This window comes from Rhizobium leucaenae USDA 9039 (assembly GCF_000426285.1).
GTDB classification, from domain to species: domain Bacteria; phylum Pseudomonadota; class Alphaproteobacteria; order Rhizobiales; family Rhizobiaceae; genus Rhizobium; species Rhizobium leucaenae.
On record NZ_AUFB01000020.1, the window covers coordinates 1 to 24,950 of the forward strand.

The 24,950-nt window shown below is 58.5% G+C and carries 24 protein-coding genes; 11 read left to right on the forward strand and 13 right to left on the reverse strand.

The genetic code is table 11. From position 1 onward, the window contains the following. Nucleotides 1-219, reverse strand: a 219-nt coding sequence (locus tag K290_RS34915) for a transposase family protein (protein WP_037136182.1), incomplete at its 3' end; no start/stop codon positions are given. Nucleotides 220-537: 318 nt separating this feature from the next. Between K290_RS34915 and K290_RS0124380 the strand changes: the two genes are divergently transcribed. Further along, on the forward strand, nucleotides 538-1,158 hold the full coding sequence (locus K290_RS0124380; RefSeq protein WP_028754270.1) for an acyltransferase: 621 nt from the start codon (nucleotides 538-540) through the stop codon (nucleotides 1,156-1,158). Here K290_RS0124380 and K290_RS0124385 read toward each other — a convergent pair. The 4 genes from K290_RS0124385 to paaG form a co-directional block, all read right to left on the reverse strand. Beyond that, entirely contained in the window at nucleotides 1,142-1,738 is a 597-nt protein-coding gene (locus K290_RS0124385) for a TetR/AcrR family transcriptional regulator (RefSeq protein ID WP_028754271.1), read from the reverse strand. The genes K290_RS0124380 and K290_RS0124385 overlap by 17 nt on opposite strands. Nucleotides 1,739-1,827: 89 nt before the next feature. Then, nucleotides 1,828-3,141, reverse strand: coding sequence for a phenylacetate--CoA ligase PaaK (gene paaK, locus K290_RS0124390; protein WP_028754272.1), 1,314 nt, complete (start codon nucleotides 3,139-3,141; stop codon nucleotides 1,828-1,830). 35 nt (nucleotides 3,142-3,176) lie between these two features. Beyond that, nucleotides 3,177-3,626, reverse strand: a complete 450-nt coding sequence (gene paaI, locus K290_RS0124395) for a hydroxyphenylacetyl-CoA thioesterase PaaI (RefSeq protein WP_028754273.1) — start codon at nucleotides 3,624-3,626, stop codon at nucleotides 3,177-3,179. After that, the gene (paaG, locus tag K290_RS0124400; protein WP_028754274.1) at nucleotides 3,623-4,411 is read right to left on the reverse strand and encodes a 2-(1,2-epoxy-1,2-dihydrophenyl)acetyl-CoA isomerase PaaG; all 789 of its coding nucleotides are present in this window, start codon (nucleotides 4,409-4,411) and stop codon (nucleotides 3,623-3,625) included. Before paaG ends, paaI begins: the two co-directional genes overlap by 4 nt. A gap of 91 nt (nucleotides 4,412-4,502) precedes the next feature. Between paaG and paaN the strand changes: the two genes are divergently transcribed. The 3 genes from paaN to K290_RS0124415 all read left to right on the forward strand — a co-directional run bounded on the left by paaN (nucleotide 4,503) and on the right by K290_RS0124415 (nucleotide 9,694). Next, complete coding sequence (paaN, locus tag K290_RS0124405; protein ID WP_028754275.1) at nucleotides 4,503-6,170, forward strand: phenylacetic acid degradation protein PaaN; 1,668 nt, start codon at nucleotides 4,503-4,505, stop codon at nucleotides 6,168-6,170. Between the two features lie 57 nt (nucleotides 6,171-6,227). Further along, a complete protein-coding gene (locus K290_RS0124410) occupies nucleotides 6,228-8,279 on the forward strand; it encodes a 3-hydroxyacyl-CoA dehydrogenase NAD-binding domain-containing protein (protein WP_028754276.1) in 2,052 nt (683 codons plus the stop codon). Between the two features lie 524 nt (nucleotides 8,280-8,803). Next, nucleotides 8,804-9,694: a winged helix-turn-helix transcriptional regulator gene (locus K290_RS0124415; RefSeq protein WP_028754277.1), complete on the forward strand. Its 891-nt coding sequence runs from the start codon at nucleotides 8,804-8,806 to the stop codon at nucleotides 9,692-9,694. A 15-nt stretch (nucleotides 9,695-9,709) separates the two neighbouring features. Here K290_RS0124415 and K290_RS0124420 read toward each other — a convergent pair whose 3' ends face one another. Genes K290_RS0124420 through K290_RS0124435 form a run of 4 tightly spaced genes read right to left on the reverse strand, consistent with a single transcriptional unit; the run spans nucleotide 9,710 to nucleotide 14,220 of the window. Then, entirely contained in the window at nucleotides 9,710-12,109 is a 2,400-nt protein-coding gene (locus tag K290_RS0124420; protein ID WP_028754278.1) for a xanthine dehydrogenase family protein molybdopterin-binding subunit, read from the reverse strand. Then, nucleotides 12,106-12,867, reverse strand: a complete 762-nt coding sequence (locus K290_RS0124425) for an N-acyl homoserine lactonase family protein (protein ID WP_028754279.1) — start codon at nucleotides 12,865-12,867, stop codon at nucleotides 12,106-12,108. The genes K290_RS0124420 and K290_RS0124425 overlap by 4 nt, the downstream gene beginning before the upstream one ends. Then, nucleotides 12,867-13,343, reverse strand: coding sequence for a (2Fe-2S)-binding protein (locus K290_RS0124430; RefSeq protein ID WP_028754280.1), 477 nt, complete (start codon nucleotides 13,341-13,343; stop codon nucleotides 12,867-12,869). The genes K290_RS0124425 and K290_RS0124430 overlap by 1 nt, the downstream gene beginning before the upstream one ends. Next, nucleotides 13,336-14,220 (reverse strand): FAD binding domain-containing protein, encoded by an 885-nt coding sequence (locus K290_RS0124435; RefSeq protein ID WP_028754281.1) that lies wholly within the window; start codon nucleotides 14,218-14,220, stop codon nucleotides 13,336-13,338. The genes K290_RS0124430 and K290_RS0124435 overlap by 8 nt, the downstream gene beginning before the upstream one ends. 196 nt (nucleotides 14,221-14,416) lie before the next feature. Between K290_RS0124435 and K290_RS34920 the strand changes: the two genes are divergently transcribed. Continuing rightward, nucleotides 14,417-15,202 carry an SRPBCC family protein gene (locus K290_RS34920; protein WP_037136187.1) on the forward strand — a complete coding sequence of 262 codons (786 nt, stop codon included), beginning with the start codon at nucleotides 14,417-14,419 and terminating at the stop codon, nucleotides 15,200-15,202. Between the two features lie 73 nt (nucleotides 15,203-15,275). Here K290_RS34920 and K290_RS0124445 read toward each other — a convergent pair whose 3' ends face one another. The 4 genes from K290_RS0124445 to K290_RS0124460 are packed head-to-tail and all read right to left on the reverse strand — an operon-like array spanning nucleotide 15,276 to nucleotide 18,629. After that, on the reverse strand, nucleotides 15,276-16,250 hold the full coding sequence (locus tag K290_RS0124445) for a branched-chain amino acid ABC transporter permease (protein WP_028754282.1): 975 nt from the start codon (nucleotides 16,248-16,250) through the stop codon (nucleotides 15,276-15,278). A 1-nt stretch (nucleotide 16,251) separates the two neighbouring features. Beyond that, nucleotides 16,252-17,139, reverse strand: coding sequence for a branched-chain amino acid ABC transporter permease (locus K290_RS0124450; protein ID WP_028754283.1), 888 nt, complete (start codon nucleotides 17,137-17,139; stop codon nucleotides 16,252-16,254). Between the two features lie 34 nt (nucleotides 17,140-17,173). Next, nucleotides 17,174-17,878, reverse strand: a complete 705-nt coding sequence (locus K290_RS0124455) for an ABC transporter ATP-binding protein (RefSeq protein ID WP_051264204.1) — start codon at nucleotides 17,876-17,878, stop codon at nucleotides 17,174-17,176. Then, nucleotides 17,871-18,629 (reverse strand): ABC transporter ATP-binding protein, encoded by a 759-nt coding sequence (locus tag K290_RS0124460; protein WP_028754285.1) that lies wholly within the window; start codon nucleotides 18,627-18,629, stop codon nucleotides 17,871-17,873. Before K290_RS0124460 ends, K290_RS0124455 begins: the two co-directional genes overlap by 8 nt. Nucleotides 18,630-18,899: 270 nt before the next feature. On the opposite strand from K290_RS0124460, the gene K290_RS0124465 reads away from it, so the two are divergent. The 6 genes from K290_RS0124465 (at nucleotide 18,900) to K290_RS0124490 (ending at nucleotide 24,946) form a co-directional block, all read left to right on the forward strand. Beyond that, nucleotides 18,900-20,108, forward strand: a complete 1,209-nt coding sequence (locus K290_RS0124465; RefSeq protein WP_028754286.1) for an ABC transporter substrate-binding protein — start codon at nucleotides 18,900-18,902, stop codon at nucleotides 20,106-20,108. Nucleotides 20,109-20,192: 84 nt separating this feature from the next. Beyond that, on the forward strand, nucleotides 20,193-20,960 hold the full coding sequence (locus tag K290_RS0124470; protein WP_028754287.1) for an enoyl-CoA hydratase-related protein: 768 nt from the start codon (nucleotides 20,193-20,195) through the stop codon (nucleotides 20,958-20,960). Nucleotides 20,961-21,026: 66 nt separating this feature from the next. Then, nucleotides 21,027-21,782 carry an SDR family NAD(P)-dependent oxidoreductase gene (locus tag K290_RS0124475; protein ID WP_028754288.1) on the forward strand — a complete coding sequence of 252 codons (756 nt, stop codon included), beginning with the start codon at nucleotides 21,027-21,029 and terminating at the stop codon, nucleotides 21,780-21,782. Between the two features lie 23 nt (nucleotides 21,783-21,805). Continuing rightward, nucleotides 21,806-23,326, forward strand: coding sequence for a class I adenylate-forming enzyme family protein (locus tag K290_RS0124480; protein ID WP_028754289.1), 1,521 nt, complete (start codon nucleotides 21,806-21,808; stop codon nucleotides 23,324-23,326). A 22-nt stretch (nucleotides 23,327-23,348) separates the two neighbouring features. Then, complete coding sequence (locus K290_RS0124485; RefSeq protein ID WP_028754290.1) at nucleotides 23,349-24,509, forward strand: iron-containing alcohol dehydrogenase; 1,161 nt, start codon at nucleotides 23,349-23,351, stop codon at nucleotides 24,507-24,509. Next, complete coding sequence (locus tag K290_RS0124490; RefSeq protein ID WP_028754291.1) at nucleotides 24,509-24,946, forward strand: acyl-CoA thioesterase; 438 nt, start codon at nucleotides 24,509-24,511, stop codon at nucleotides 24,944-24,946. The genes K290_RS0124485 and K290_RS0124490 overlap by 1 nt, the downstream gene beginning before the upstream one ends. Nucleotides 24,947-24,950 lie beyond the last annotated feature (4 nt).

The window sequence follows — 24,950 nt, forward strand, 5'->3', positions numbered from 1 at the left end:
CAGAAAGCGGCGCAGGAAATCCAGATGCTGTTCGCCCCATTCCGAAATCAAATCATAATCTTCACAGTCGCAGATCGTGCCGCAAACCACCAGAAACAGCACTTCCCGCAACCGGTAGGCGACACGCCAGGGATCGCGAACGTCCTCGATCTCACCGAGATGATCGAGCAACAGCTTCAATCGCGACTTCTCAAATCCCTCCAATGCCACAACGTTCATCACCATGCCCTCCGAATCATCGAGGCCATAGGGAATCAGACTTCTGGCAAGCGGGAAATCGCGTTAACCCGAGTTCGGCACCCTGGGGCGGCACTACGGGGCTTGAGCTTGCGGTTACTGGGGTCTTTAGATGCCAGGCTTTGGCTGCTTGGTGGTCGCTTTAGAAGCGGCCATTTGCCAAGCATTCAATCACAGATCGATAAGCCGTTGGCGCAGTACTGCGTTCTCACACTGGTGGCTAAGACTTGGGCGGCTTCTTGAAGCCATTTCTGGAAAGTGACCTAATACATCTGGCCGCCGCTACCTTGGAGTGAAATCGTGTCCCAAATCTACGCATATGACGGTGTGATACCCGTCATCGACCGAACCGCATTTGTTCATCCAGCGGCAGTGCTTATCGGGGATGTGATTGTTGGGCCGGGCTGCTACGTGGGGCCTTGTGCGGTCCTTAGAGGGGATTTCGGGCGAATTTTGCTGGAGACTGGGTCGAACATTCAGGAGACTTGCGTCGTTCACAGTTTCCCCAACTTAGAGGTCATTGTCGGAGAGTCCGGTCACATCGGTCATGGAGCCGTACTGCATGGATGCAAGATTGGTCGAAACGCCATGGTCGGGATGAATGCGGTCGTGATGGATGAAGCTGTCGTCGGCGAGAACTCCATTGTCGGAGCAATGAGTTTCGTGAAAGCCGGGTTTGCCATTCCGCCAAACAGCCTCGTCGTCGGTTCGCCCGCAAAAGTCATTCGTGAGCTAAGTGACGAGGAAATCGCATGGAAGCGACAAGGCACCGGCGTCTATCAGCGCTTGGCCCTCGACGCCAGGGATAAGCTGGTAGCGACAACCGCGTTGACAGAGGTTGAGCCCGATAGGCGGCGTATGAGCGCACCGGAGTATGATCCTTTAATTCTGGAGAGACTTAAGTTCAACGAACAGCCTTAAGGCCTTCTAGCATCAATGTTGTCGCGATATCAGCGTACTCGTCTCTGCTGATCGGGCCATTAGGGCGGAACCACATGTACACCCAGTTCATCATTCCGAAGAGTGACATGGTGACTGGCATCAGCAATGGGCGGTCCTTACTTAAGTCGGGATTTATTTCGCGAATGACTGACGAGAATCGCTTCACAATTTGCCGTTCGATCTGTTGCAGCTCAGCCAACTGGGTCTCCGAGAGCGCGGTGGTACCCATCAGCTGAACCTGATGCTCGTTGTCGCGACCTTCATAGTTTCTCAAAACCGCTTTCACCAGCAACCGTAGCCGATCATGCGGAGCCAAGTCCAGTTTGTCGGCGGCCTCGATCGCTGCATCAAGTTCCGTCAGGTGAATGCGAACGATGTCGAAGATCAGCGCGTCCTTGCTCTGATAGTAATGATAGAGCAGGGCCTTTGACACACCTCCTTGGGACGCAATCATAGACATAGACGCTTTCTCCATGCCTTCCTTGGCAAATACAGCCGCAGCGTTCGCGAGGATTCCTCGACGCTTTTCTTCAAAGTCAACCGCTCGTGTTCGTGCCATGCAACCCTGTTTCTCTCGTTCACGCAGTTTTAGAAAGCTAAACTTCCTATAGACTGAGATTTGGGGGTCGGGCTATCCCGACCTCCCGGTCATTCCTTCGGTCGTTTATCCACCACCCGTTTTGCCTTGCCTTCGGAACGAGCAACACCACCAGGCGAATGCACCTCGATCTTTGTCGAAACGCCCACGATGCTCTTGATGTGATGCGCCAATTCCTTGGCCGAACCGGCCCGAACACCGTCTTCAGCCGCATCATCGATGCATTCGACATGGACGATCATGTTGTCCATGCGACCAGCACGTGTCAGCTCGATCTGGAAATGCGGTGCCAGGCCACGGCATTTGAGAATCTGCTCCTCGATCTGTGTCGGGAAAACATTCACGCCACGCAGGATCATCATATCGTCGGAACGCCCGGTAACCTTCTCCATACGGCGCATGGTACGGGCTGTGCCTGGAAGGAGACGTGTGAGATCGCGGGTCCTGTAGCGAATGATCGGCAGGCCCTCCTTCGTCAACGTCGTAAATACCAACTCGCCGAGTTCACCGTCAGGCAGCACTGCTCCCGTCTCGGGATCGATGATCTCCGGGTAGAAGTGATCCTCCCAGATGTGAAGACCGTCCTTTGTCTCAACGCACTCGTTGGCAACTCCTGGTCCCATAACCTCGGACAGGCCATAGATGTCAACAGCATGCATGTCGAAAGCCCGTTCGATTTCCTCGCGCATGGCGTTCGTCCATGGTTCGGCACCAAAAATTCCAACGGCAAGGGAGCTTTCCCTGGGATCAACGTCCTGACGACGGAACTCGTCGAGAATCGAGAGCATGTAGGATGGCGTTACCATAATGATGCGCGGCTTGAAGTCCTGTATCAACGTGACCTGGCGCTCTGTCATCCCGCCGGAGATCGGGACCACAGTACAGCCGAGCTTTTCTGCGCCGTAATGTGCCCCAAGCCCGCCCGTGAAGAGACCGTATCCGTAGGCGACATGGACAATGTCCCCGGCTCTACCACCGGAGGCCCGGATCGAGCGCGCAACGACGGTCGCCCACGTATCGATATCCTTCTGCGTGTAGCCAACAACGGTCGGCTTGCCGGTCGTTCCTGATGAAGCATGGATTCGAGCAAGCTTTTCACGCGGAACCGCGAACATGCCGAAAGGGTAAGTGTCCCGAAGGTCTTTCTTCGTCGTGAACGGAAATTTGGCAAGGTCCGAAAGAGTTTTCAGATCAGACGGGTGCACGCCAGCTTCATCGAAACGTTGACGATAGAAAGACGAGTTTTCGTAGGCGTGTGTCAGGGACCACTTCATACGCTTGAGCTGGAGGCCCCCGATCTCGTCGCGAGATGCAGTCTCAATCGCCTCAAGGTCGCCGCCAGGGCGTGGTTCAAGATTTTCCATATTGTCCTCCTCCAAGGAATTAACGCGTCAGCCGGCTACCGATTTTCAGGAATGTGCGTGCCTTTGACCGTCCGAGAATGACCCCGGAATTCGGCAATCTGTTCACCCTGTTGGTTGACGACGGTCACGTCATAGATACCTCCGCGACCCCGTCGGGAGACTTCCTTTGCGCTCGCTGTCAGGACATCGCCTTCGAAGGCCGGAGCGATAAACGTCACTGAACAATGTTGGGCCACTGTCCACTGGTTGTAGCCGTTGCAGGCGAAGGCGAGGGCCGAATCCGCCACCGTGAATATGTACCCACCATGACAGGATTGATGACCATTCAGCATGCATCGCGTGACTGTCATCTGGATCGAAGCTTTGCCAGGTGCCACCTCGATCAGCTTCATGTTCAAGAACTGAGACGCGTGGTCATTTGCCCACATGGCTTTGGCGCATGCCTCAGCAAGCTCTTGCGGTGAGAGCTGTTCAGCAACGCTCATTGTCCCTTGAACTCCGGCTTCCGTTTGTCGAGGAAGGCAGAGACACCCTCGGCATAATCAGCACTGTGGCCTGCCTCACGCTGAAGGTCGCGTTCGAGGTCAAGCTGTTGATCAAGAGAGTTCGTTGCGGCAGCCTGGATTGCTCGCTTTGTAAGTCCCAGTCCTTTCGTCGGACCGCTTGCGAGCTGCTGTCCCAGCTTCGTGGCTTCATCCAGGAGCTGTTCGTCGTCAACAGCCTTCCAGATCAGGCCCCAGTCAGCTGCCTTTTCCGCACTCAAAGGCTCAGCGGTCAGCACCAGGGCCTTTGCACGTGCTTCCCCGATCAGGCGAGGCAAGCTCCAGGTTCCGCCCGAGTCCGGGACAAGGCCTATCTTTGCGAACGCCTGAATGAAGCGAGATGAGCGAGCGGCCAACGTGATGTCGCAGGCAAGTGCGATGTTTGCGCCTGCGCCAGCGGCGACCCCATTCACGGCGCAGACAATCGGCTTTTCGATTGTCCTGATAAGGCGGAGCAGGGGGTTGTAATAGGTCTCGATTGTGTGCCCGAGATCAGGCGTACCTTTGCGGGGATCGCGGTCTCCCAGGTCTTGCCCAGCGCAGAAGCCCCGACCCGAGCCCGTCAGAAGGACCGCGCGAATCTCTGCATCATCGCGCGCACGCTCAAGGCCCCGTCGAAGGGCGAGATGCATATCCTCGTTGAACGAGTTGAGCTTGTCGGGTCGGTTGAGCGTCAGGCGCAATAAGCCCTGGCTGAAGTCCTCAAGGACAGTATCGATCTCGAGCATATTTCCTCCTCGGCCGCGACAGGGCGATAAAAAAGACTTGCATAAACCGACCGGTCGGTCAATTGTATTCTCTGCAACAAGGGAGGCTTTCTTGAGCGAATTGTTTGAAAGACATCGGGTCCTGCTGGAGCGGGCTGTGCAGGCAACCCAAGAGCGCACATATTGGTCAGCATTTTCCGAGGTTCCCAGCGGGAAAATATATGGCGAATCCGCCAAGGCCGATGCAGCTGCCGCGTTCGATTCAAGACTTGGAAAGCCGTTTAATCTGCCTGATCATCCGGCTGAGGCGCCTATCGGAAACGAGGTTTCACCATATGGATTTCGCCTTGGCATCACCTATCCATCTGCCTCCATCAACACCTTGGTGAACGCCTCAAAGGCAGCTTCAAAAGCGTGGGCGGAAGTCGAGCCGGAGGCTCGTGTCGGGTCTTGCCTGGAAGCGTTGGTTCGTCTGAACAATCGAAGCTTTGAAATTGCGAATGCGGTGATGCATACGAGCGGACAAGCGTTTGCGATGGCTTTTCAGGCTGGTGGGCCTCACGCTCAAGAACGAGGACTTGAGTCTGTCGCCTATGCCTACGCGGAAATGAAGAAGGTGCCGTCCAAAGCCATTTGGTCGAAGCCCCAAGGCAAGGGCGAACCCATTGTGCTGGAAAAACATTGGCGAATCATACCAAAGGGCATCTCAGTCGTCATCGGATGCAACACTTTTCCGACGTGGAATAGCTATCCCGGGCTTTTTGCGAGCCTAGCGTGCGGCAACACCGTGATTGTGAAGCCTCACCCCTCCGCTATCCTTCCCTTGGCAATGACAGTCGACATCGTACGCCAGGTCCTTGCTGAGCAGGGTCTTCCACCAGATGCAATTTTGCTTGGTCCAGATACGGCAGGTTCTGAAATCACGCGGGACCTCTTAAGTCACCGCGATGTCGCTATTATAGATTACACCGGTTCAACGTCATTCGGGGAATGGATTAAAAACAACACACAAGGTGACGTTTACACAGAGGAAGCCGGGATAAACTCTGTAGTTATAGGCTCGACCGAGAACTTTGCCGGGATGTGCGACAATCTGGCGTTCTCTCTGTCGCTCTATAGTGGGCAGATGTGCACGTCTCCGCAAAATATCTTCATCCCGAGTAAGGGGATTGAGACGAACGAAGGTGCAAAGACGTTCAACGAGGTCGCAAATGGCATCGCCTCCGCCGTCGACAGGCTACTTGCGGACCCGGCCAGAGCGGCGGGCGTCTGTGGAGCGATCGCGAACCCTGCCACACTAGAGCGTGTAGACAGCGGCAGGACGCTCGGTCGTCTCATCCGAGACTCTTCAGCAGTCGAGGGGCAGGGCGATGCCAGAACTGCTACGCCACTTATCGTGGCAGTCGAACCCGACGCCAGCGACACTTATGGCGAAGAACGGTTCGGTCCGATTTCGTTCGTCATACCGGTGGATGATGTTCGAGATGGCATCGACCGCGCAACTGCGTTGGCGTCGAAAAAGGGAGCTATAACAGCAGCTCTGTATAGCACGAACGTTGACGACATTGATTTTGCCGCAAATCGATTCGCCCGAGCTGGGGTGAATCTGTCAGTCAATCTCACCGGCGGCATTTTCGTCAACCAGAGTGCCGCGTTCAGCGATTTTCATGTCACTGGCGGCAATCCGGCGGGAAATGCAAGTCTAACCGACGCTGCATTCGTGGCGAATCGGTTCCATGTGGCGATGTGGAGAAAACCATTTCAGGAAGCTGCTGAATAGGTCGCCCGTCCAACCGAATCTTCTTCCTTTCGCTCATCGACCACATGAGATTCTCATATGACCGTGACCACTTCATATCAGGGCCAGATTGCTGTTGTTTCAATCGATAATCCGCCCGTCAACGCCTTGTCCAAACACCTGCGGCACGACCTTTTAGATGCTGTTATCCGCCTGGATGCTGAGCCCGCTGTCGAGGCTGTTGTGCTGGCATGCGAGGGTCGCACGTTTATCGCTGGCGCTGATGTGAATGAATTCGGTAAGCCACCTGAGGCACCGCATCTGCCGGATGTTGTCGCATCGATCGAGCATGCCAAGAAACCTTGGGTGGCTGCGATACACGGCAACGCGCTCGGTGGTGGCTTGGAGATAGCTCTGGGCTGCAGTTATCGACTCGCCGCGCCCAAGACAAACTTCGGCCTTCCGGAAGTGAAACTTGGGATCATTCCCGGCGCAGGCGGCACAGTCCGTCTGCCGCGACTGATCGGTGTCGAGGCTGCCGTTGACCTCGCGACGTCCGGAGCAGTGATCGGTACCGATAAGGCGCGGGTTCTCGGTCTGATAGATACCGTCGTGGAAGGTGATCTTCGGGAGGGCGCAGTCTCCTATGCGCAATCGATTGTCGGTCTGCCGAAGCCGCCACCACTCTCCCTGCGCAGTGCACCACAAAAGGACGGCGACTTCTGGGGCCAAGCCGAGTCCACTGTCAGATCCAAGTCAAAGGGGGAGATAGCGCCCTCTAAGGCGTTGGCTTCCATTCGTAACGCCACCGAGGTCGACTTCCATGCCGCAATGGCTTTCGAGAGAAGCACATTCCTGGACCTTCGGGCTTCCAAACAGGCTGCGGCGTTGCGACATGTGTTTTTTGCGGAACGCGCTGCCCCGCGTCCTCCGGAACTGAATGGCGTACCCGCGCTGGAAATTCGTTCGGCTGCGGTCGTCGGCGGCGGCACGATGGGGGCGGGCATCATTGCTGCTCTTAGAAACGCCGGACTTCCTGTTATCCTGATCGAGAGGGATGAAGAGGCTGCAGAACGAGGTCTGTCCAACGTCCGCGCCATTTTCGACGGCTTGGTGAAGCGTAGCCGGTTAACGGCTGAACTCGCCGCAGATCGCCTTGCGGGGGTGCAGACGTCCACGGATTACGACACGCTCAAAGATGTTGATCTGGTGATCGAAGCCGTCTTCGAAGATTTGGTTGTCAAGCAAGCTGTCTTCAAGAGCCTTTCTGAAGCTTGCAGTGCAGAGGCCCTTCTGGCCACCAATACGTCGTATCTCGACCCCAACCAGATTGGGGCGCACGTAGAGAACCCGGAGCGGTTCCTCGGCCTGCACTTCTTCAGCCCAGCCAACGTCATGAAGCTCTTGGAAATCGTGCCGACCTCTGTGACAAGTCCAGAGGCCGTTGCAAGAGGGATCGCCTTGGCTCGCTTGCTCGGGAAAATTCCAATCCGCGCCGGTGTATGCGATGGCTTTATCGGCAATCGCTTGCTTAAAGTTACCCGTGCGCAGGCCGAGCGCCTTCTCCTTGCAGGCGCAACGCCGTCTGCTGTCGACGCCGCCATGAGGCAGTTTGGTATGCCGATGGGACCTTTTGAAGCTCAGGATCTTGGCGGACTTGATATTGCCGCCTTTCAGAGGAAGGCGGCGAGGACTCGGGGTGAGGCAGTATTTGCCCCCATCGCTGATAGGCTGTGTGAGATTGGACGCTTGGGCCAGAAAACATCGGGCGGCTGGTACGACTACGCTCCCGGTGACCGCAAGCCACTTCCGTCGGACGTCGTTGCGGGAATTATCTCCAGCGAAGCTGGTGATCGCCCGTCTTTTCCATGGGACGGTGAAACTATTGCCGAAGCTATCATCTTCCCCATGATCAGCGAGGGAGCGGCGATTTTGGACGAAAGGATAGCCCTTTGTGCTGCCGATATCGATCTCGTGGAAATCCACGGATACGGCTTCCCGCGTTGGCGAGGTGGCTTAATGCACTATGGACTGGAGGTCGGTCTCACTAACGTCGTTGAACGGCTTAAGGATCTGTCGTCGCAGGGGCTCGCTCCAACGCCATCACGAGGCTTGGTTGAAGCGGTCGTTTCGGGCTCGTTCGGGGGCTGATGGAGCAGTCTCTCTCGTGGCGCGATCGTGCATCGACGAGTTTGCCCATGTCGGCGGAGGGCCCGATCCGCGCGACAGGCCGAAGCCGGTTGCTCCGCGGTGCATATTCGTACCTGATCTTCATACCGATACGCTAAAGGTGAAAAGCCGGATTTTCATTATCGTCCTTTAAGTGAAACGCGGCAAAAGCGGGACCATTTCAATCGCCCGCCGGAGCATTCCCCCTTGAACAAACATCGCGCAATTTGGAAAAACGAGCCACTCTTCAAATAAACCGTCACCGTCGTTTACTACTTCCGCATCGCTGATTGAACGCGGGAAGGCATCCCAACTTATAAGGGGTGGGGCTCGCTTTGACTTTCATTATCAGACTTTGCCGTCTATATCTGTTGGCAAACGTGGCCCTATTTGCGAGTAGGTTTTAGTCCGTGAATGACGTAACTACAACAAAGATTGAAAACACTACCTTGGCCTCATCGGGTAAGCCCCTGTCTATGCAGCGGCAATCATCCGTGCGTCGGACCATGGAGATTGTTCTGGATACCTGGAACTTCCTGATCCTTCGGGAAGCCTATTTTGGGGTGCGCAGGTTCGACAAGTTTCAGCAGCGGTTAGGAATTCCGCGGCAGACCCTCTCCTCCAGACTGTCTGCGCTTGTCGCAAACGAAATCCTAAGCACCGGGAAACGACCGAACGAACCAGGGCAGCAGTATTTTTTGACGGTGCGTGGCAAAGATCTTTTCCCAACAATGCTCTCTCTTATGGAGTTTGGTGACAAGTGGCTGGCCGGCTCAAGCGAGCCACCCCTCCAACTCATCCACAAGAGCTGCGGCTGCAATTGCCATCCTGTAACCGTCTGCGGTGAATGTCTTCAGCCATTCACCGCCAAGGAGGTGGCACCGAGGGACGGGCCTGGGGCAGGCTATGCTCCAGTTGAAAATCGCCCCACATCGCGACGAAGCTCCGATCCTAGCCTCTTGGAGAGGGTCCGACCGTGTTCGGTGGCACGCACGCTGGGGATTATTGGAGACCGCTGGAGTTTTCTGATCCTCAGGGAAGGATGGAACGGCGTGCGGCGTTACGAAGAAATGCGGGAAAATCTCGGGATCGCGACGAATATCCTGTCCGACCGTCTGGCGCGGCTGGTGCAGGCCGGCGTGTTTCGGAAGGTCCCGTACAATTCCGGCGAGCGGTTCGAATATCGGTTCAGTGAAATGGGTCTCGATCTCTACAAGCCAATGCTGGTGATGATGGCATGGGGGGACCGTTGGCTGGCTGACGGCAAGCCCCCAATGAGGCTGCGCCACAAGGCCTGTGGTCAGGACTTCTCGGCGATCGTCGTGTGCTCGGAGTGCCGCAAGCCGATCGCGGCCAAGGATACCGACTATGTGCTCCGATATCAGTTCGACCTATAGCCGGTCGGCCATCGATTACGGCGCGCCTGTCGCTTCCGTGGAAGTCTGACGTCTCTCGCGGAGCATCTGGAAGATTCTTTCGGGCGTGACCGGGAGTGTCTCCACGGACACGCCGAGATGAGCCAGTGCGTCGGATACGGCGTTAGCGATTGCCGCCGGTGCACCGATCGTGCCGCCTTCGCCCATACCGCGGAAGCCACCGATATTGTTGGGTAGATCGGCCTCGATATGGACGATGCCGATTTCGGGCACGCTGCTCGCGACCGGCACAAGATAATCCGCCAGGCTGGCGGCCACCGCCTGTCCCTGATCGTCATGGACGATTTCTTCGAGCAAGGCTGCGCCGATTCCCTGCGCGACCGCGCCGTGAACCTGTCCGTCCACGATCATCGGGTTGATGATCTTGCCGCAATCCTCCGCCACCACGTAGCGGAGGATTCTCACGCCGTAGGTTTCCGAATCGACCTCGACCATGGCAAGATGCGTCGACGAGCAGGCGGTTCCGAGGTAGGGGTCATAGGTCTCCGATGCCGTCAAGTCCTCGCGCTGGTCGCGCGGAATGCGGCCCATCTGGGTATAAACGGCGGAGGCGACCTCTCTCAACGTCATCGACGAATTCGAGTTTCGGCTGGTGATGATGCCGTCATGAATGTCCAGATCCTCGACACCTTGCTCCATCAGATAGGCTGCTGCGCGCAGCACCTTTGCCTTGACAACGCGTGCGGCAAGCGTTGCGGCGCCGCCACCGAGTACGGCCGAACGACTGGCATAGGTGCCGCTGGCCATCGGAACAAGAGCGCTGTCGCCGTGCTTGACCTCAATGTCCTCCAGCTTGCAACCGAGTTCGTCAACAATGACCTGCGCCAACGTCGTCTCCAGCCCTTGACCATGAGACGAAATGCCGAAGGCGGCGGTGATCGCGCCGGTGGCATCGATCTCGATCCTGGAGGTCTCGGTCCCGGTATTGATCGGCATGCCAGGCGCGACCGAAATCCGCGAGCCTATGCCGGTGAGTTCCGCATAGCTGGCAAGCCCGATGCCGACCCAGCGGCCGGCCTTTCTCGCCTCGTCGCGCTCGCGAACGAGCACTGGATAATCGACATGCCTGCAGGCGCCTTCGAGACACTCCTGAAAGGCCGACTTGTCCCAGATGATGCCGGAGGCGGTGCGGTACGGAAATTCGTCATTCCTCACAAGGTTCTTTCGGCGAAACTCGACCGGGTCCATGCCCAATTTTCGGGCCGCCATCTCAATCAGGCGTTCCATGGCAAAGGTGGACGAGGGACGGCCGACGCCGCGATAGGGGCCGGTGGGCGGCTTTGGGGTCAGCACGCCGCGAATGCGGCCACGGTAATGCTCCATCCGGTAAGGGCCGGGCAGGAAGCTGACGACCTGCACCGTTTCGAGCGCAGCCGTCCACGGATAGATCGAATAGGCGCCGACATCGCCTATCACATCGGCGCGCAGGCCGATCAGCATGCCATCCTTTGTAACCGCCAGTTCCGCCTCGATCAGTTCGTCGAACGCCTGGCTGGTGGCGGAAAGATCCTCGAGGCGGTCGCTGATGTATTTTACGGGCCGCTTCAGCTTCCGCGCCAGTGCGCAGACGAGAATTTCCTCGCCGTAGAGCGATCCCTTGCCACCAAAGCTGCCGCCGACATCCGGCGCAACGACGCGCATCCGCGTTCCAGGGAGATCGAGACAGCTGGAGAGCACGTCTCGAATGACGCCTGGTATATTCGAAGAGGTATAAAGCGTCAGCGATTGCTTGCGACTATCCCATTCGGCGAGATAGGACCGGTTTTCCATGGCGACGGCGGTCTTGCGGGTCATCCGGAACTGGCCCCTTACGGTGACCGCCGCGTCCTTGAAGGCTTCGTCGACATCGCCGCGTTTGAATTCGCGGCGGATGATGGTATTCGTTCCCGCTTCTTCATGCAGGAGCGGCGCGTCGTCCCTGACCGCATCGACCTGCCGGATCGCGAAGGGGAGGGGCTCGTATTCGATGGTAATGTGTTCCAGCGCGTCTTCGGCGGCATAGCGGCTTTCTGCCACGACCGCGACGACCGGCTCGCCGACATAGCGGACCTTACCCCGTGCTAATGGCCAGATCGGCGTGGCGTAATAGCCCGGCATCCGTGAGGTTGGAATGGCAGGCTTTATTTCTCCCTCGAGATCGCTTGCATCATAGATCGCGACAACGCCCGGAACCGAGAACGCGTCACCAATATCGATCTTCAAGATTTTGGCATGAGGCTGGTCGGAGCGGCGCAACGCGACATGAAGCATACCGGCAGGCGCCATGTCGTCGACATATTGTCCAACCCCGGTCAGAAGACGAGGATCCTCCGTGCGCTTGACGCGCTTGCCGACCAGTTTGGGGCGAAGCTCGACGGAACGGTCAGAAGGGGTCATTCATAACACTCCGGACCTTTTTTCAGTCCCTGCCACTGAACGTCGTCATGGCCTGAGATAATCGTATCGCCGCTGTCGCGTAAGGCCTTGAGCCGCGCGAGCGATGTCGCTGCCTTTTCCATGTCCCACGTGTTTTTCGGCGCAAGACCAGTTTCGACATTGGCCTGAAGGGGTGCCGCATCCGAAGCGAGAACGAAGTTGCCGTCCTTCTCCAGCTCGACGCGCGCCACGCTCATGCCCGGCGTATGGCCGGGCATTGGCATGACGACGATACGGCCATCGCCGAACACGTCATGGTCTGCATGGAAAGTCTGGAAGCCCTGCGGCTGTTCCCATTCCGTTCGAAGATAGCCAAGATTTTCTGCACCCTCGGCCTTGGCTGCCGCGGCCTCAGCTTCGTGGCACAGGATGGTCGCCTTGCGGAAATAGGAATTGCATCCGCAATGGTCGGGGTGAAGATGGGAGCAAATGACGACATCGATGTCGTCGGGCTGCAGGCCGATGGCTTCGAGCTGGTGGACGACGGTCTGCTCCGGTGAAAAGATTGGCGTCATGACCTTGCTGAGGCCGCCCCAACGCGCCTGCGGGTCGATCGCCGCTTCCGGATTGCAGCCGCTGTCGAAGAGCACATTGCCCCGGATATGGCGCATCAGCGCGGCATGCACGGGCAGTTCGGTGGTTTCTTCCTTTGCAGCTCCCGCTACAAAGATCGAGCGGCGCATCCGCAGGCGGCCGCCCTCGAGAAAATGCATCTTCATTAGAGAGGTCCTCTTTCCCGCGCCAACTCGCGCACGGCATTGACGATGTGCTCATAGCCCGTGCAGCGACAGATGTTTCCGGAGAGCGCTTCACGGATCTCCTCGTCGCTTTCCAGCGAGTGGTGGCGCAGAAGATCGGTGATAGCCATGATGAAGCCCGGCGTGCAGAAGCCGCATTGCAAGCCATGGTGTTCCCGAAACGCCTTCTGGACGCGCCCGAGCCTGTCGATGCTTCCCTGGCCCTCGATGGTCTCGATCTCCAAACCTTCTGCCTGAACGGCGAGCGTGAGGCAGGAGCGCGCGCTACGCCCGTCAAGAAGGACGGTGCACGCGCCGCATACACCGTGTTCGCAGCCGACATGGGTTCCCGTGAGCCCGAGTTCATGCCGCAGGACATCGCTGAGGAGCACGCGGGGCTCAACTGTGCACGTATAGGACTGGCCGTTGACGCTGAGAGTGATCTGCTTGTCAGCCAAGGCGTGATATCTCCCCATTGGCGCGGCCCCATGCTGCACGCAGCCCACGCCTTGCCAATACGCCAGACAGGTGCCTGCGATAATCCGCTGATGCGTGGATATCTGAGTTGGGGGTGAGGATGTTTGCCAGTCTCTCTACCACCATATTGAGGACGGGTTCGGAAAGATCGGTGCCCTCAACAATCTCCTCGATTTCGGGCAGGCGCAGCGGGGTTTCACCGACGCCCATCATGCCGATGCGAACGCCGCTCGCCGTACCGTTTTCGATGCAAAAAGTTGTTGCGAAGCAGGCAAGCGCAAAGTCGCCGTGGCGGCGGGCGAATTCTTCGAAGGCCCATCCCGCATCATTAGGCATGGCATCGATTTCTACTGCGATGACGAGTTCGTCGTCTTCAAGGGCATTGACGAGTGAACCGGTAAAGAAGTCCGCGGCCGGGATGCGGCGCTCGCCACGCTCGGAAAAGGCAATGATAGTGCCGTTGAGGAAGCGGGTCATCAGCGGCATTTCGGCTGCCGGGTCCGCATGCGCGACGCTACCGCAGAACGTGCCACGGTTGCGCACAGTCATGTGCGCGACGTGACGCATAGCGTCACGAATGATCGGCAGGTGCCGGGCGACGAGCGCATCGGTGGCCGTCATGCGATGACGGACAGTTGCCCCGATCTTCAGCCGGCCGCGGTCGAACTCTATCTTATCCAATCCCACGATCCGGTTGATATCGATAAGGATGGCGGGCTTCACCAGCCGGAAATTGATCATCGGCATCAGGCTCTGCCCACCGGCGATGATCTTGCCGTCACCAGCCGATGCGGCGAGTGCCGCCGCTGCTTCCTCCACAGTTGTCGGTGCGATGTAATCGAACTGCGCGGGCTTCATGGATTCGCCCGTGGCGCCAGCGTGGCCGCCGCTCTGACTAAAGGTCGTGCCATAAGTGTTCCTCCGGCATCATCTCCAACAATGAGGCTCATTGAATATTTGACTTGCATTATTAGACTTAAAAAGAGAATGTCAAGCACGCTGCTCGCGCCGTGCGGGGCGTTCCCGTTCCGATGACAGTTGAGGAGGATTATCCATGGAAATGTCTGGCCAACAATTGATCCCGGCCACCAAGGAAGAGGTCTGGGAAGCGCTCAACGATCCTGAGGTGCTCAAGGTCTGTATCCCCGGCTGCCAGGAATTGACGAAGTCATCTGACACGGAAATGGCTGCCGTCACGGTCATGAAAGTCGGGCCGGTCAAGGCACGGTTCCAGGGGGCGGTAACACTGTCAGATCTGGATCCTCCAAATGGCTACAAGATAACCGGCGAAGGGCAGGGTGGCGTTGCTGGATTCGCCAAGGGGATTGCTGTAGTCAAGCTTTCCGCAACGGATGGCGGGACCGTATTAGACTACATCGTGGACGCGCAGATTGGCGGAAAGCTTTCGCAACTTGGCGGTCGATTGATCGACGTGACGGCGAAACAAATGGCCGGCCAGTTCTTCAAGCGATTTGCCGAGGAAATTCAGGTGCGACAAAACCCGCAGGAGGCCTCCATGGCCGCGGGGTCGGTAGGCGCCGATTCAATGCCGCTACAGGCCAAAGCCGGTTCGTCGCAGTTGGATATGCCTGCGCTGCCCGTTGTTCGACCTCGCGCCCAGGCGGCAGCGACGGCCGGCTCCGGCGTCTCGCTGCCGGTGCTTGGGCTGGTGGTCTTTGCTTCAGTGTTTGTCGCCCTTTGGGTCGTCTATGGTGGGTTGTTGCCGAGCCTTTCTTCCGCGCCCGATCTGCCGGCGCGCATCTCGCCCGATCTTGCCAGCATCGTTCAGCTGGTCATGGCGGCGAGTATCGGCTACCTCTTCGGGCGAACGTCAAAGTAGCCTTTCCCCGCCCCAGCAAAAAAGCCGAAGCGCGAGCTTCGGCCTTTTAATTTTTGCTTGCACAGGAAGACTTCTATTCGCTCCTACGTCGCTCCAGTAGGAGCTTAAGTTCGCCGAACACGCCCCGTCTGAACATCATCACACAGACCACGAAGAACAGGCCGATGATGAATGTGATGGGCAGCCCACTGGTCGACAGGAAATGCTCGAGCCCGAGGACAATTGTTGCGCCGACGATCGGGCCAATGAGCGTTCCCATGCCCCCGAGAAGGGTCATCAGAATAACTTCCCCGGACATGTGCCATGTGACATCGACCAGCGATGCGAGCTGGAAGGAGATCGCTTTCAGTGAACCGGCAAAGCCCGCCAGAGCTGCTGAGAGCGTGAATGCGATCAGCTTGTAACGCTCCGGCTTCAGGCCCAGCGAGATAACACGCGTTTCGTTTTCGCGAATTGCGGACAGCGTATGCCCGAAAGGCGACTTGACCGCGCGCCAGATAACGAGGAGACCGATGACCGTGCCGCCGAGCACGGTGTAGTACATTGCGGTGATGTTCCTCAGATCGATCAGGCCGAGCAGATAACCGCGGGGCACAGCCTGAATGCCGTCTTCACCGCCTGTGAACGGCATCTGGACCGCCATGAAATAGACCATCTGAGCAAGTGCCAGCGTGATCATGGCGAAATAGATGCCGTGACGGCGGATGGCAAGCGCTCCAAAGGCGAGCCCCAGCAAGGTCGCAAACAGCGTTCCAGCCAATACCGCCAGTTCGAATGGCCATTGCCATACCTTTGCAGCCTGGGCCGCGATGTAGGCACCGCCGCCGAAGAAGGCGGCGTGTCCGAAGGACAGAAGACCTGCATAGCCGAGCACAAGGTTGAAGGCCGCCGCGAACAACACGAAGCAGAGGATCTTGATGAGAAAGAGCGGATAGACCACGAGTGGCGCAATCAGCATGATACCCGTAATGGCGAGCATCAGGATGCGGCCGATCATCTGGCCGTGACCGGAGGTGGTGGCCGCATTGGAAAAGGTTGCGCTTTTCATGTCATGCCTCCCGGCTGAACAGGCCAGCTGGCCGGATGAGGATCACGAGCACCATCACGACGAAAACCGCGATCGAGGAGGCTGCCGGGTAGAATGTCTTGGTGAGGCCTTCGATGATACCAAGACCAAGCGCAGTGACGATCGCGCCGCGGATCGACCCCATGCCACCGATGACGACGACGGCGAAGACCGTGATGATGATGCTCGAGCCCATGCCGGGGCTGACCTGATAGAGAGGTGCCGCGAGTGCGCCGGCAAAGCCAGCGAGCCCGACGCAGAAGGCATAGGTTAGCGTCAGCATGAGTGGCACGTTGATACCAAAGGCCTGGACCAGCGACGGGTTTTCGGTCGCCGCCCGCAGATAGGCGCCGAGCTTGGTCCTCTCGATCGCAATCCAGGTCAGCAGACAGATAATGAGCGAGATGACGATTACCCACGCGCGGTACATGGGCAGAAACATGAAGCCGAGATTGATGCCGCCCGTCAGTGCCGCTGGAACTGGATACGGTTTTCCGGCTGCGCCGAAGACGTGTCGGAACAGACCTTCCAGCATCAGCGCGATGCCAAATGTGAGGAGCAGGCTGTAGAGATGGTCCATGCGATAAAGCCGCCTCAGAAACAGCTTTTCAACCACAACGCCGGCGAAACCGACCAGTATGGGGGCCGCGACGAGTGTTCCCCAATACCCAAGACCAAGTGTCGACAGCATGTACCAGGCGACGAAGCCGCCCAGCATGTAGAACGCTCCATGGGCGAAATTGATGACGTTAAGCATGCCGAAGATGATCGCCAGCCCGAGGCTGAGCAGAGCGTAGAATGAGCCGTTGATCAGCCCGAGTAGCAGTTGGCCGAGGAGAACGGGTATCGGCACCCCGAGAAAATCTGTCATGTGATTTTGACCTGTTGAAGTGGGCGCATGGCAATCAAACCCCCAGATATCGGTTTAGCCGGTCCATGTTGGCGTCGAGCGCATCATTGGAGATTTCGTCGATGACCTTTCCTTGGTCGAGGACGAAGTGCCGGTCGGCGACGGAGGCCGCAAAGCGCAGGTTCTGTTCGACGAGAATGATGGTCATGCCGCGATCCTTGAGGATGCGCAGCCCCGCGCCGATCTCCTCGACGATGACGGGGGCGATGCCTTCGGTCGGCTCATCGAGCAGGATGAAATCGGCGCCGGTGCGCAGGACGCGTCCGATCGCCAACATCTGCTGTTCGCCGCCTGAAAGCCGCGTGCCGGGCGTGGTGTCGCGGCCCTTGAGATTCGGGAAGAGGCTGTAGATTTCCTCTACACTCATCCCGCCCGTTTGCCAGGCTGGCGGGAACATCAGATTTTCGATGACGTTCAGCGTTGAAAAAATGCCGCGCTCCTCCGGAACGTAGCCGATGCCGAGCCGGGCGACTTTGTGCGCCGGTGTCCGCAAAAGATCGACACCTTTGTAGATGCTGCTGCCGGCCCGCTTGCTGACGACGCCGATCAGGCTGCGCAGGGTCGTGGTCTTGCCGGCGCCGTTGCGGCCGATCAGGGTGACAACCTCGCCCTTCCTGACGTTGAATTCCACGCCGTGAAGCACGTGGCTTTCGCCATACCAAGCCTGAAGATTGCTGACGTTTAAAAGTGTTTCAGCCATGGGTTCCTCCCATATAGGCCTTGCGAACTTCGCTGTTCGTCGAGACGTCAGCATAGGTGCCCTCGGCAATCACCTCCCCGCGGCGCAGCACCGTGATCGTGTCGGAAAGATCCGCGACGACGCCAAGATTGTGCTCGACCATCAGCACCGTGCGACCCGTGCCAACGCGGCGGATCAACGCCGCCGTCCTGCCGATGTCTTCCGTGCCCATGCCGGCCATGGGCTCGTCGAGCAGCAGCACGTCCGGTTCGAGCGCGAGCGTCGTCGCCAGTTCCAGCGCACGCTTGCGTCCGTATGAAAGCTCGCTGGCTTTTGTCCGGGCCTTTTCGGCGAGACCAACGCTTTCAAGGAGCGCCATCGTCTCTTCGTCAAGGCGTTCCAGACACCGGTTGGACTTCCAGAAGGAGAAGGTTTCCCGCTCGCGGGCCTGCAGCGCCACGCGCACGTTTGCAAGGGCGCTGAGGTGCGGAAAGACCGACGAGATCTGGAAGGACCGGACGAGGCCAAGCCGGGCGATGTCGGCAGGCGCCATCTGTGTAATGTCGCGACCCTTAAAAAATATCTGACCGGAGCTTGGCGAAAGAAACTTGGTCAGCAGATTGAACAGCGTGCTTTTGCCGGCGCCGTTCGGTCCGATCAGCGCGTGGATGGTCCCCGGCCGAATCTGGATGTCGACATTATTGACGGCAATGAAACCGCCGAACGAGCGCGTCAAACTACGCGCCTCGATGATGGGTGCGTTCTCCGGCACGAGTCCTCCCTACCGGCTTGATTTTCTCCTCCGGTGGCCGGGTCGAAACCGGGCCACGTGCCTCATCTAGTAGAAGAGGCAATTTCAGAAAAACACATAAAGTCTAATAATGCAAGCTTGCGTGACGGCGAAAACTCTGCTTATCTTACCCAGGCATAAGGGTGCAGCGCACCATAACGCCGGTTCTTAATCAGAAACAAGTATGATAGCGCAAGTTTAACGTCGGCACTTGAGGAGGAGTTCCAGTGCCGCATCTGGGAGGATGGATTGATGACGCATTTGCGAATTTTGCTGTCTTGCACCGCGGCTTTCGCTGCAATGAGCATGGGGGCTCACGCTCAGGATTCGGGGCCGATCCGGATCGGCGTCCTGACCGATGTCAGCGGCCAGTTCTCACATGAGGCGGGCGAGGGGGCGATCGCTGCGGTGAAGATGGCCGTTGAAGATTTCGGCGGCAAGGTCCTCGACCGCCCGCTGGAAGTAGTCGTGGCCGACCACCAGAACAAGCCGGAAGTTGCCGTCTCCACCGCCCGAGAGTGGTACGAGTCGCAAGGCGTGACGATGATCAACAACCTCATCAATTCTGGCATCGCGCTGGCTGTCACGCAGGTTGCCAAAGACGAGGACAAGATCGCGATCGTCAACGGCTCCGGTTCGTCACGTTTGACGAACGACGGCTGCACGCCAAACAGCATCCATTACTCATACGATACCTACGCGCTGGCCAATGGCACTGCCAACGAACTGATCCGGGAGGGCAAGAAGAACTGGTACTTCTTGACTGCCGACTATGCCTTCGGCCATGCGCTGGAAACGGATGCTAGCCAGATCGTCAAAGCGAACGGGGGAACTGTTTCCGGCGCTGTTCGCTACCCCATAGAAACCTCCGACCACAGCGCCTTTATGCTGCAGGCGCAGGCTTCGCCCGCCGATGTCATTGCGATGGCAGGGTCCGGAACGACCTTCGTCAACGCGGTTAAGTCCGCCGCCGAGTTCGGTCTCGTGTCTTCGGGAAAGACCGTTGCCGGTCTGCTCGTCTGGGATACGGACGTCCATTCACTCGGGCTTGAAACCGCACAGGGCATGATCCTGACCAACGCCTTCTATTGGGATCGCGACGAAGAAACCCGTGCCTTTGCCAAGAAATTCGAGGCGCGTGTCGGCCGTCCGCCACATATGGGCGATGCGGGTGATTACTCCTCAACCATGCACTACCTTCAAGCCGTGAAGGCCGCCGGAACCACCGACACGAAGCAGGTGATGGCGAAGATGAAGGAAACACCGGTCAATGACTTCTTCGCCAAGGGCGGCAAGATCCGCGAGGACGGCCGCATGGTGCATGACATGTATGTCTACCAGGTCAAGACGCCGGATGAATCGAAGAGCGAATGGGACCTTCTGAAGCTTGTCACCACCATTCCAGGCGACCAGGCCTTCCGTCCCCTCTCCGAAAGCCAGTGCCCTCTGGTCAAGAAGTGATCCGAACAAGTGCCCGGCTCTCCTGCGCCGGGCATACCCCAAGCACCGAACGCGGTTGCGATCGGCAGGAAGAGACGAGCAGGCATGACAGAGATTCAGGTCGAGAAAACTGATGGCGTCGCCATCGTTACACTGAACAGGCCCAACCAACGCAACGCCGTGACCTATGCGATGTGGTGCGAGCTTGCCGAGCGGTTTCGCCAGTTCGACGCGGATCCTGATGTTCGCGCCATTCTGCTGACCGGCGCCGGCGCGGACTTCTCCGCCGGCGCCGATATCAGCGAGTTCGATGCGGTAAGGAACGGGGCGGAGGAAAGCACGCGTTACGAGGTCGCCGTCGACGCTGCGGGCGATGCCATCTACGACGTTTCGAAGCCCACGATCGCGGCGTTGCGCGGCTATTGCCTTGGTGGCGCCGCACATTTGGCCATGTCTTGCGATTTCCGGATTGCGGAAGAAAGCGCCGTGTTCGGTATTCCCGCCGCCAGGCTGTCGATTGTGTATGGCGTCTCCGCGACGCGCAAGCTGTTCTCGCTCGTCGGGGTCACGGAGGCGAAACGAATTCTCTATTCGGCTAACCGCTTCACCGCCAGTCAGGCGCTTGGCAACGGCTTCATCGACGCGCTGGCAGATGATGCCACGGCGGCAGCCTTGGAGCGCGCCAATGCCATGGTCGCGAATGCACCCCTGACGATCAAGGGCGCGAAGTTCATCCTTAATGGCTGCGCCCGGGGTGATCTCGACCGAACCGAAGCTGAAAGGCTGATAGACCAGGCGAGTTCCAGCGAGGACTACGCCGAAGGACGCAAAGCCTTCGCCGAAAAACGGTCGCCGCGATTTATGGGCCGCTGAGGGCCAGGTTTCAACCAACCCATCAATCCGCTGCAAAGGCAGCATCTCATCCCAAGGAGACATTCAATGGAAACCAATCTCAAGGGCAAGGTAGCGCTCGTCACGGGCGGAGGCCGCGATGTCGGCGGTGACATCGCGCGAGCTCTTGCGGCCGAAGGCGCCACCATTGCGGTAAACTACGCCCGGTCGAAAGACGAAGCCCAAGCGGTCGTGCAATCAATCGAGGAAGGCGGCGGCAAGGCGAAGGCGTATCAGGCGGATATCAGCGAAAATGCTCAGGTCAAGACGATGGTCGCCGCGATCAAGTCTGACTTCGGAACGATTGACATCCTCGTCAATAATGCCGGTTACGTCAAATACCAGCGATTTGTGGATTCGACGCCGGACGAATGGAAAAAGCAGATCGACGTGTGCCTCTATGGCGCGATCAATTGCTGCTACGAGGTGGCACCGATGATGATCGCCCAGAACTCCGGCAGGATCATCAATCTCGTCGGCGACAGCTCCCGTATCGGCGAAGCCAACCTTGCCCTGGCCGCGGCAGCGCGCGGCGGCACAATCGCGCTCGGCAAGTCGCTTGCTCGCGAATTCGGTCGCAACAACATCACCGTCAACACCGTCTCGCTCGGCCTGATCGAGACCTCGCACTCCGATCCTGACTTCCTCGAGAAGAACCGCGAGAAGATCGTCAAGGCCTATCCGCTTCGGCGGATCGGCAAGCCTGACGACGTGGCGCCGATGGTGACTTTCCTTGCCTCTGGCGCGTCCTCCTGGGTGACCGGCCAGGTCGTCAGCGTCAATGGCGGGTTTGCGATGGTCTAACCGGAGGAAGGGGAGGAACTGAAATGATACATTTCGAACTCATTGCACCTGTCGGAGAGATTCTTCGGCGGAACGCTCGCCTGTACCCGGAGAAACTGGCATTTGAGGACAAGACGAGAGCTGTCTCCTACGCCGAGCTTGATCGTGAAACAGAGGGCCTGGCGGCACGTCTGATCGCTCTCGGTCTACAGAAGGGTCAGGCGGTCGCGATCTATCTGCCGAATTCCGTCAATTGGGTCATGGCATGTCTCGCCGTGGTCAGGGCCGGCGGCGTGGCGGTCCCGATCAGCATTGAATCGACGGAAGCCGAAACAAGCTATCGCATCACCGATTCCGATTGCGTTGCCGTCATTACCCTACCGGACCAGCGCGCGGCGACCGAGTCGTTGCTGCGGCGCCTGGATCAGACCGCCGTCCTCATCACGGCGAACGATAATGCCGTCTTCGATCTGGCGGACGCTATCGACTTCAAAGACGATCAGGACGTCGACCGCCCCGCCTATATCGTCTACACCTCCGGAACGACAGGCCAGCCAAAGGGCGTGCTGCTCTCGACGCGGTCGATGCTGTGGGTCACGAGTGCGTGCTGGGCTCCGATCGCCGGGATGAACGGCAACGATGTCGTCCTCAACACGTTGCCGCTCTATCATTCCTATGCCCTGAATATTGCCGTGCTGTCGATCATCGCGACCGGCGCCAGCGAATATCTCATGGAGAAATTCTCCACCAGTCAGGCTACCGAATTGTTGCGTTCGGGCCGCTTTACCTTCATGCCCGGCGTGCCGACGGTCTTTCATTATTTCCTGTCGGCCTGCCAGGCGAGCGGTGAGAAGCTGTTGGACTCAGTCAGGGTTTGCGTGTCGGCCGGCGCGATCATGCCCGGAACCCTTAATCGCGATTTCGAAGAGTTTTTCGGCGTGCCGCTGCTCGATGGCTACGGGATAACCGAAACATCGACAATGGTGACTATGAACTGGCCCGGCCGCTGGCGCGTCTCCGGATCGTGCGGTCTGCCGCTTCCGGGGCTCACGGTACGCCTCGTAGATCCGAAAACCGGTCTCGATGTACCGGTCGGCATAGAGGGTGAGTTGATCTGCAAAGGCCCCAACCTGATGCAAGGTTATCACAACAAGACGCTGGAAACTCAGAAAGCTGTGGTCGACGGCTGGTATCATACGGGCGATCTTGCCAGGAGCGATGAGAACGGCTTTTTGACGATCACCGGCCGGCTCAAGGAGCTCATCATCCGCGGTGGTCAGAACATTGCCCCCGCAGAGGTCGAGGAAACAATCCTCCTTCACGACGCGATCATGGATTGCGCGGTGATTGGAATGCCGCACACCATGCTCGGCGAGGTTCCCGTCGCCTGCGTGGTGCTGAGGTCGGCGGAACTCTTCGACCAAGGGACGCTGCTGCGCCACTGCAAGGAGCGGCTGTCCGCCTACAAGGTCCCGGACAGAGTGTATGTCGTCAACGAAATTCCCCGCACCGGCTCCGGCAAGATCCTGAGGATCAAACTCAGGGAAAGCCTGCTAGGCGCATGATGCAATACCATAGGAGGTGCCCATGAACCCGTTTGTTTTCAGCACGACCAGCCAGATCGTGTTCCGGCCCGGCGCTTCGGCGGAAATCGGTGGTCTCGTCAAGCCGAAGCTCGGGAACCGGGTCCTGTTCGTCACCGACCCTGGGTTGCGCAAGCTCGGTCTTTGTGATCCGGCGCTGACGTCGCTTTCTAAGGCCGGCATCGAGACGACCGTTTTTGATAGTGTCGAGGCGGATCCGTCGCTTGCGACTGTGCTTGCAGCCAGCCATGCTGCGAAATCCGCCAGCGTGACGGGTGTCATCGGCTTTGGAGGCGGCTCGTCACTCGACGTTGCCAAGGTCGCAGCATTGCTCAGCGGATCCGGCGAGGACATCGAAGGCGCCTGGGGCGTCGGCAATGCCAAAGGGCCGCGGCTGCCACTTGTTCTCGTGCCGACGACTGCGGGGACTGGCTCGGAAGTCACCCCGGTGTCGATCATCACCGTCCAGGGCGACGAAAAGCGGGGTGTATCCTCGCCGATCATCCTTCCCGACATTGCCATCCTCGATGCCGATCTGACCGTCGGTCTGCCGGCGCACATCACGGCTGCAACGGGGATCGATGCCATGGTGCATGCCATTGAGGCCTATGCGTCCAGGAACGCCAACAATAATCCGCTGTCGAAGATGCTTGCCCGTCAGGCGCTTCAATTGCTCGGCGCAAACATCGAGAAAGCGGTTTTCGATGGCAAGGATCGTGACGCCAGAGGTGCCATGCTGCTTGGCTCGATGCTGGCCGGCCAGGCATTCGCCAACTCGCCCGTGGCGGCCGTCCATGCGCTTGCCTATCCGATTGGTGGGACTTTTCATATCCCGCATGGGCTCTCCAACGCGCTCGTGCTGCCACACGTCCTGCGCTTTAACGCACCCGAGGCTGCGTCCCTCTATGCGGACATCGCAGCGGACGTCTTCCCCGATCTCGCGTCGGAACAAAGCACCCAAAGCCGCTGCGCCGCTTTCATCGAGCGGCTTGCCGATCTTTCCTCGAAGCTGGGATTGCAGCCTCGCTTGCGCGATGTCGGTATCGGTGAGGAGCACCTCGCCGCCATGGCGCGCGATGCGATGAAGCAGACGCGGCTTCTCGTCAACAATCCGCGTGACGTCAATGAGGCGGATGCGCTTTCGATCTATAAGGCGGCATGGTGATGGCAGAACGCGCAGCGCCCGCAAGCAGGTCCTCCTACAAGGTCTTTCGCACCATCGCGACGCGCTGGTCCGACAATGACACCTACGGTCACATGAACAATGTCGTCCACTACAGTTTGTTCGACACGGCCGTGAACAGCTTCCTGATCGAAAACGGCGCCTTGAATATCAAAGACGACGCGCATGTCTTTCTCGTGGTCGAAACGGGTTGCCGGTATCACGCTGAGATGACGTTTCCCGATATGGTTACCGCGGGAATTCGCGTTTCGAGACTAGGCAGCTCATCGGTTCGCTACGAGATCGGACTGTTTCGAAACGACGAAGACACGGCGTCTGCGGAAGGCTTCTTCGTCCACGTCAATGTAGACCGCATCTCGCGTAGGCCGAGCCCGTTCGGCGACGCGGCCCGTCGGCTGCTGGAACCGCTCGTCGTCTGAGCAA